At 29.8% G+C, this 6,188-nt stretch carries 6 protein-coding genes; 4 read left to right on the forward strand and 2 right to left on the reverse strand.

Translation table 11 applies throughout. The annotated features are described in order from the left end of the window. Nucleotides 1-130: 130 nt before the first annotated feature. Together megL and RH95_RS08375 are read right to left on the reverse strand one after the other, a co-directional pair. The gene (gene megL, locus RH95_RS08370) at nt 131-1,333 is read right to left on the reverse strand and encodes a methionine gamma-lyase (RefSeq protein WP_010248038.1); all 1,203 of its coding nucleotides are present in this window, start codon (nt 1,331-1,333) and stop codon (nt 131-133) included. Between the two features lie 27 nt (nt 1,334-1,360). Then, nucleotides 1,361-2,746, reverse strand: coding sequence for a Na+/H+ antiporter NhaC family protein (locus RH95_RS08375; RefSeq protein WP_010248041.1), 1,386 nt, complete (start codon nt 2,744-2,746; stop codon nt 1,361-1,363). A gap of 301 nt (nt 2,747-3,047) precedes the next feature. On the opposite strand from RH95_RS08375, the gene RH95_RS08380 reads away from it, so the two are divergent. The 4 genes from RH95_RS08380 to bioB all read left to right on the forward strand — a co-directional run bounded on the left by RH95_RS08380 (nt 3,048) and on the right by bioB (nt 5,913). Then, nucleotides 3,048-3,377 (forward strand): ectoine synthase, encoded by a 330-nt coding sequence (locus RH95_RS08380; protein ID WP_010248045.1) that lies wholly within the window; start codon nt 3,048-3,050, stop codon nt 3,375-3,377. Beyond that, entirely contained in the window at nt 3,364-4,104 is a 741-nt protein-coding gene (locus RH95_RS08385; RefSeq protein ID WP_010248047.1) for a DNA/RNA non-specific endonuclease, read from the forward strand. Before RH95_RS08380 ends, RH95_RS08385 begins: the two co-directional genes overlap by 14 nt. Nucleotides 4,105-4,243: 139 nt before the next feature. Continuing rightward, the gene (gene trmB / locus RH95_RS08390) at nt 4,244-4,885 is read left to right on the forward strand and encodes a tRNA (guanosine(46)-N7)-methyltransferase TrmB (protein ID WP_010248050.1); all 642 of its coding nucleotides are present in this window, start codon (nt 4,244-4,246) and stop codon (nt 4,883-4,885) included. A 62-nt stretch (nt 4,886-4,947) separates the two neighbouring features. Further along, nucleotides 4,948-5,913, forward strand: coding sequence for a biotin synthase BioB (bioB, locus tag RH95_RS08395; protein ID WP_010248053.1), 966 nt, complete (start codon nt 4,948-4,950; stop codon nt 5,911-5,913). Nucleotides 5,914-6,188 lie beyond the last annotated feature (275 nt).

Raw genomic sequence — 6,188 nt, forward strand, 5'->3', positions numbered from 1 at the left:
CTCCTTAAACACAAGTTGATTCTATCATAAAACAAATAAATCTATAAATAAAGGTAAGATTTTATTTATAAATTTATTAAAAAATAAAAGGACTATCGCTGGGGCAATAGTCCGAAAATTAAATTTTATTTTAAATTTTATCAAAAGCATTTTTTAAATCTTCTATTATATCATCTGCATTTTCAAGACCGACAGAAAGTCTTATTAAACCTTCAGATATTCCTGCCGCAGTTCTTTCCTCTGGTGTGTAAGGAGAGTGGGTCATGGAAGCAGGGTGTTGGATAAGTGTTTCTGCATCTCCAAGAGAAACTGCAAGTGTGCAAAGTTTTACACTGTTCATAAGTTTTACACCAGCTTCTTTTCCACCTTCAATTTCAAAAGCAATCATTGCACCAGGAAGATTCATTTGTTTTTTAGCAATTTCGTAATATTTAAAAGATTTAAGACCTGGATATTCAATATTTTTAACTTTTGGATGTTTTTCCAAAAATTCTGCAACTTTCATTGCATTTTGGCAGTGCTTTTCCATTCTAATTTGAAGAGTTTTCATTCCTCTTAAAACTAAATAGGCATTAAAAGGTGCAAGCACTGCTCCAGTACAATCTTTAACGCCAACGAGTCTAATCTGATCAATTAATTCTTTTCTGCCAACAGCAAATCCAGCAATAACATCACCGTGACCATTTAAGTATTTTGTTGCAGAGTGAACCACAATATCTGCACCGAGTGTTAGTGGTCTTTGAATATAAGGAGTGCAATAAGTGTTATCTACGATTACAAGACAGTCCTTGTTTATTTCGTGAACTTTTGTAGCGACAAGTTTTATGTCGCACATATCCATATTAGGGTTCGCTGGAGTTTCTAAGTAGACAATTTTTGTATTTTCTTTTATTGAATTTAAGATATTATCCACATTTGTAATATCTACAAAGTCAACCTCAACACCCATTTTTGATACGGAGTGTTCTAAAAATGCAAAAGTACAGCCGTAAAGAGTTTTTGCAGCTATAACGTGATCGCCACATTTGATGAAAGGCCAAAAGGTAGAAGTTATAGCACCCATACCAGAAGCAGTAGAAACACAAGCCTCACCTTCTTCAAGAAGTGCAACTTTTTCTTCAAGCTGAGTATTAGTTGGATTTCCAAGTCTTGAATATATGTAGCCATCTTCTTCAAGAGCAAATCTATTTCCACCTTGTTCTGCAGAATCGAAAATAAATGTAGAAGTTTGATAGATAGGAGTGGCTAAAGCACCATATTTGTTTTTTTCATATCCACCATGTATAGCTTTAGTTTCAAAGTGCATTTTTTTAATTTCATCTTTACTATTCATAAAATACCTCCTTAAAAAATAAAATAATTATTTTAAATTTTGATTGACTTCTTCTTGTGGAATATCTAGTTCAAAATTCCATTTGCCTTTTGGGTCTGCAAATCTTATAAATATGGAAAGAATTGCAAACAAGAAAAGAAAACCTTGATACCATAAAAATGGTATTATCTCAATAGGAGAAATAGCCTGAGTTCCTAGTTCTTTAGTTAGACCTGCTGCTATTAAAATTTGAGCACCATAAGGAATAATACCTTGCATCACACAGGAGAAAGTATCCAAGAAAGAAGCAGATCTTCTTGGGTCGACATTAAAATCATTTGATATTTCTTTTGCAACAGGGCCGCCAATTATTATTGCAACAGTGTTATTTGCAGTTGCAGCATCTGTTAAAAGTGTAAGTAGAGCAATTGAAATTTCTGCAGACTTAACATCTTTTGCAAAACCACTGATTTTTTGCACAAGCCATGCTATCCCGCCATTGCTAGAAACCATATAGGAAAGGCCGCCTGTTAATAGTGACAATAAGAAGATTTCAAACATTCCACTAAAACCTTCAAAAATATTTTGTGCAAAAGTCATCATAGTTAGACCGCCAGTTATTATTCCTATAATTCCAGATAGAACAATTCCACTAGTTAAAACTAAAAAGACATTCATACCTATAAGAGCTGTAATTAGAACAAAAAGATAAGGAATTATAAGAACAAAATTGTAATAAAGATCATCAAGTGCAACTTCGCCCTCTGGTTTTCCTACAATCAATAAGATAATAAAAGTGATGATAGCTGCAGGAAGTGCGATTTTTATATTTGCTCTGAATTTGTCTTTCATATCTACATTTTGAGTTCTAGTTGCAGCAATTGTAGTATCAGATATAACAGACAAGTTATCTCCAAACATAGCTCCCCCAACTAGAGATCCAATTACAAGTGTAAGCGGAAGATTTCCCTTAGTTGCTACACCAACTGCAATAGGTCCTACTGCAGAAATTGTTCCTACTGAAGTCCCTGTTGAAATAGAGATAAAACATCCAATCAAAAAAATTCCAGCTGTAATATATTGAACAGGAATTAAAGACAGAGCAAAGTTTACAACAGAGTCAACTCCTCCGGAAGCTTTGGACACTGTGGCAAAGGCTCCAGCCAATATGTATATAAGACACATTATAATTATGTTTTCATCTCCGCAGCCTCTTACAAAGTCATTAAATTTGTCATCCATAGATCCATCAAACATAATAAATGCTAAAATAATAGCTGGCAAAATACATACAGGAGCAGCGACTTGATAGAATGCCATCTCGATCCCCATATTATTTAAAATTAGTCCAGTTAAAAGATATACAAGGACAAAAGTTATAAAAGGAAGAAGTGCTGCACCATTTGCTTTAGGTTTTAAATTTTTGTTTTCCATAAAAAACCTCCTTGAATAAAACAAAAATCTTTATTTATTAATTGATAAATAATAAAATCATCACAACCTTTCTTAAATTTTTAATAAAGTAAAATACGCTCATAAAATTATAACTAAAAAAACTTATATAGTCTATGATATCGTTTGTCTATATAAAAAATAAGTTTTATATTTATATCAATTATAATATTTAAAATTAAGTTTGTGAAGTAATTTTAATTTAAAATGATATTTTGTTATTAAAGTAAAATACGTTTCATTTGTAGTTTCATATAGAAAGATAATCTTATATAATATTGTCATGAATAAAGAAATATTTAACATTTATAAAAATATAAAATTTTCAGAAGATAGAGAATTAGAAGAAATTATTTATGAAGATAGAGATATTAAAATTTTGAGAACAATGTCTTTAAATCAAGTTACACAAGTTTATGATCAAAAAGAGATAGAATTGGTTTTTCTAATAAGTGGTAGTGCAAAAATTAAATTTATAAAAGGAAAAATATTGGAATTAGAAGAAGGAGATTTTTTAGAAATAAAAGCCCATGAGAAACATCAAGTAGTGTTCCAAAATAAAGCAGTTTGGATTTGTCTTTTTAGAAAGAGGAGTATCATTGAAGAAAAATAAAAATACAAAAATTATAACAGCACTTATACTCACTATTATTGGAGTTTTGTTTGGAATAGATAACTTACAAGACTTTGATAAAAATTATAAAAATAAGAATTTTATAAATATAGCAGAAGAAATTTTAGGAATATTTCAAAATGAATATGAAGTAAAGGGAAAGAGCATCTACTATGAAATAGATAAAAATCCTCCACAATTTTCTAATGAAGATTTGCAAATGGCTCCAGATTATCAAGAATTTTCAGAGCTGGATAACTTAAATAGAGTAGGTCCTGCTAATGCATTAATTGGACCAGAAAGTTTACCTAAAAAGGCAAGGGGAGATATTTCGAAAGTCTATCCCAGCGGTTGGAACCAAAAATTTTATAAGTTTGTAGACGGAGGAGCAGTTTATAATAGGTGTCACTTAATTGCGTATCAATTAACTGGAGAAAATGACAATTGGAAAAATCTAATGACGGGGACAAGATCATTTAATACAAAAGGAATGCTTCCTTTCGAAAATGTAGTGGCAGAATATATAAAAAACACTGGCAAAAAGGTGAGATATAGAGTAACGCCAATTTTTGTAGGGGATGAATTAGTTGCAAGAGGAGTTATAATTGAAGCTTATAGTATTGAAGACAATGGAAAAAAAATAAAGTTTAGAGTTTTTGCAAAAAATATAGAAGAAGGCGTAGACATAGATTATAAAACTGGTAGAACGAAAAGAGCAAAAAATTAATATCAAAATAAAGTAGTATAAATTGTAACTATTATTTTCCCATTTATATTATAATAAATAAAATTATAAAAATTAATTAGATTTGTTGACAGGGGGAAATCATGTGTTATAATACCATAAGCTAAAAAGGAGAATGCTTATGAGACTTAGGAAAAAACATTTTGCTATACCTGAAATGCGTAAAAACCCATACGTATTTTTTAACGGAGAAGAGAACAAAGGAAAGTGGAAAGAAATTTTTGGAAATGACAATCCGATTTATCTTGAAATAGGGGCAGGTAAAGGAAAATTTACAATAGAGTCAGCAAAAAGAAATAAAAATATTAATTATATAATGGTAGATATTGAAACAAATGCATTAATATATGCAACAAGAAAAATATTAGAAGAAGATTTAACTAATGTTAGGGCTATGCCAATAAATGCAGAGAACATATTGGACTATTTTGACAAAGACGAAATCAATAGAATATATATAAATTTTTGTAATCCATGGCCAAAATCGAAACACAAAAAAAGGAGACTAACTTATCCAAGGTTACTTGAAAAATATAAAGTGATTTTAAAACCAAAATCTCAAATATTTTTTAAAACAGATGACTTAGAACTGTTCGAAGAAAGTTTGGATTATTTTATAGATGAAGGATTTTCCATTTTAATATATGACTTTGATATGAAATTAGAAGATTATCCAGAAAATATTGTCACAGAATATGAAAATAAGTTTAGAAAATTAGGCGAAGAAATTAAATTTGGTGTATTTGAATATTACGTTAACTAAAATTATAAAATAATTGACAATAAAAGTTCAGAAATATATAATAACTTCTAGGAGTTGAAGAGATGGATATTTTTGAATTAAAAGAAAAAGTTAAAAATGGATATGAAGTGACAAGGGAAGAAGCCATAGAAATTTATAAAAGTGATTATGAAAAACTAACCTCAGCAGCAAATGAACTTCGAGAATATTTTTGTGGCAATGATTTTGACATTTGTACCATAATAAATGCAAAGAGTGGAAAGTGTTCTGAAAATTGTAAATTTTGTGCACAGTCTTCTCACTACAAAACAAGAGTAAAAGAATATGATCTTTTGGATAAAGAAACAATAGTCGAAGATGCAGTAGACAAATATAATAGAGGAGTTCCAAGATTTTCTATGGTAGCAAGTGGCAAATCTCTCACTGAAGATGACATAGAAAAGATTTGTGACATAACAAGAGAAATATATAAAAGAGCACCAGGGATAAGAGTATGCCTTTCAGGAGGATTAATATCTCAAGAAGGATTTAAAAAGTTAAAAGATGCTGGAATAAAAAGAGTGCACAACAACTTAGAAACATCTAGAAATTATTTTAAAGAAATATGCACAACGCATAGTTATGATCAAAAAATAAACACAATAAAAGCAGCACAAGCTTCAGGAATGGAAATTTGCTCAGGTGGACTAATAGGATTAGGGGAAAGTTTTATAGATAGAATAGATATGGCATTAGAGCTTAGAGATTTAAATATAAAATCAGTGCCTGTAAATTTACTTAACCCAGTAAAAAACACACCACTAGAAAATAATGAAAAATTATCTATGGAAGAAGTAAATAGGACATGTGCCACATACAGGTTTATATTAAAAGATGCCTTCATAAGATTAGCTGGAGGAAGAGCCCTAATGGATGGATTTGGAAAGTCTGCCTTTAGAAGCGGAGCAAATGCAACTATATCAGGAGTTCTTCTTACAACAGAAGGACCTTCAATAGAAGAGGATATAGAAACATTAGAAAAATTAAATTTTAATATAAAAGCCGTATAAAATACTTGACAAAGAAAAACAAAAATAGTAATATATAACAGCTACAACAAAAGTAGCTGTTATTTTTTAAATAAAAAACAAAAAAATACGGAAAAAAATAAAAAAAACAGTTGACAGTAAAACAATAAAATGCTAAACTATAATAGTTGTCAACTAAGGCAACAAAACTTTTGTAAAAGTTAAGTAAAAATAAAACAAAAAAGTTGTAAAAAATACTTGACAAGAAAAAAATACAAGAGTATAATAAAAAAAGCTACTTCAAGAGTAGTAAGAAC

This window comes from Peptoniphilus rhinitidis 1-13 (assembly GCF_000246925.1).
Classification (GTDB): domain Bacteria; phylum Bacillota; class Clostridia; order Tissierellales; family Peptoniphilaceae; genus Peptoniphilus_A; species Peptoniphilus_A lacydonensis.

Bases quoted from the DNA above. Each gene is read 5' to 3' on its own strand.
- megL (WP_010248038.1), bottom strand. From the start codon at position 1,333: ATGAATAGTAAAGATGAAATTAAAAAAATGCACTTTGAAACTAAAGCT.
- RH95_RS08375 (WP_010248041.1), bottom strand. From the start codon at position 2,746: ATGGAAAACAAAAATTTAAAACCTAAAGCAAATGGTGCAGCACTTCTT.
- RH95_RS08380 (WP_010248045.1), top strand. From the start codon at position 3,048: ATGAATAAAGAAATATTTAACATTTATAAAAATATAAAATTTTCAGAA.
- trmB (WP_010248050.1), top strand. From the start codon at position 4,244: ATGAGACTTAGGAAAAAACATTTTGCTATACCTGAAATGCGTAAAAAC.
- bioB (WP_010248053.1), top strand. From the start codon at position 4,948: ATGGATATTTTTGAATTAAAAGAAAAAGTTAAAAATGGATATGAAGTG.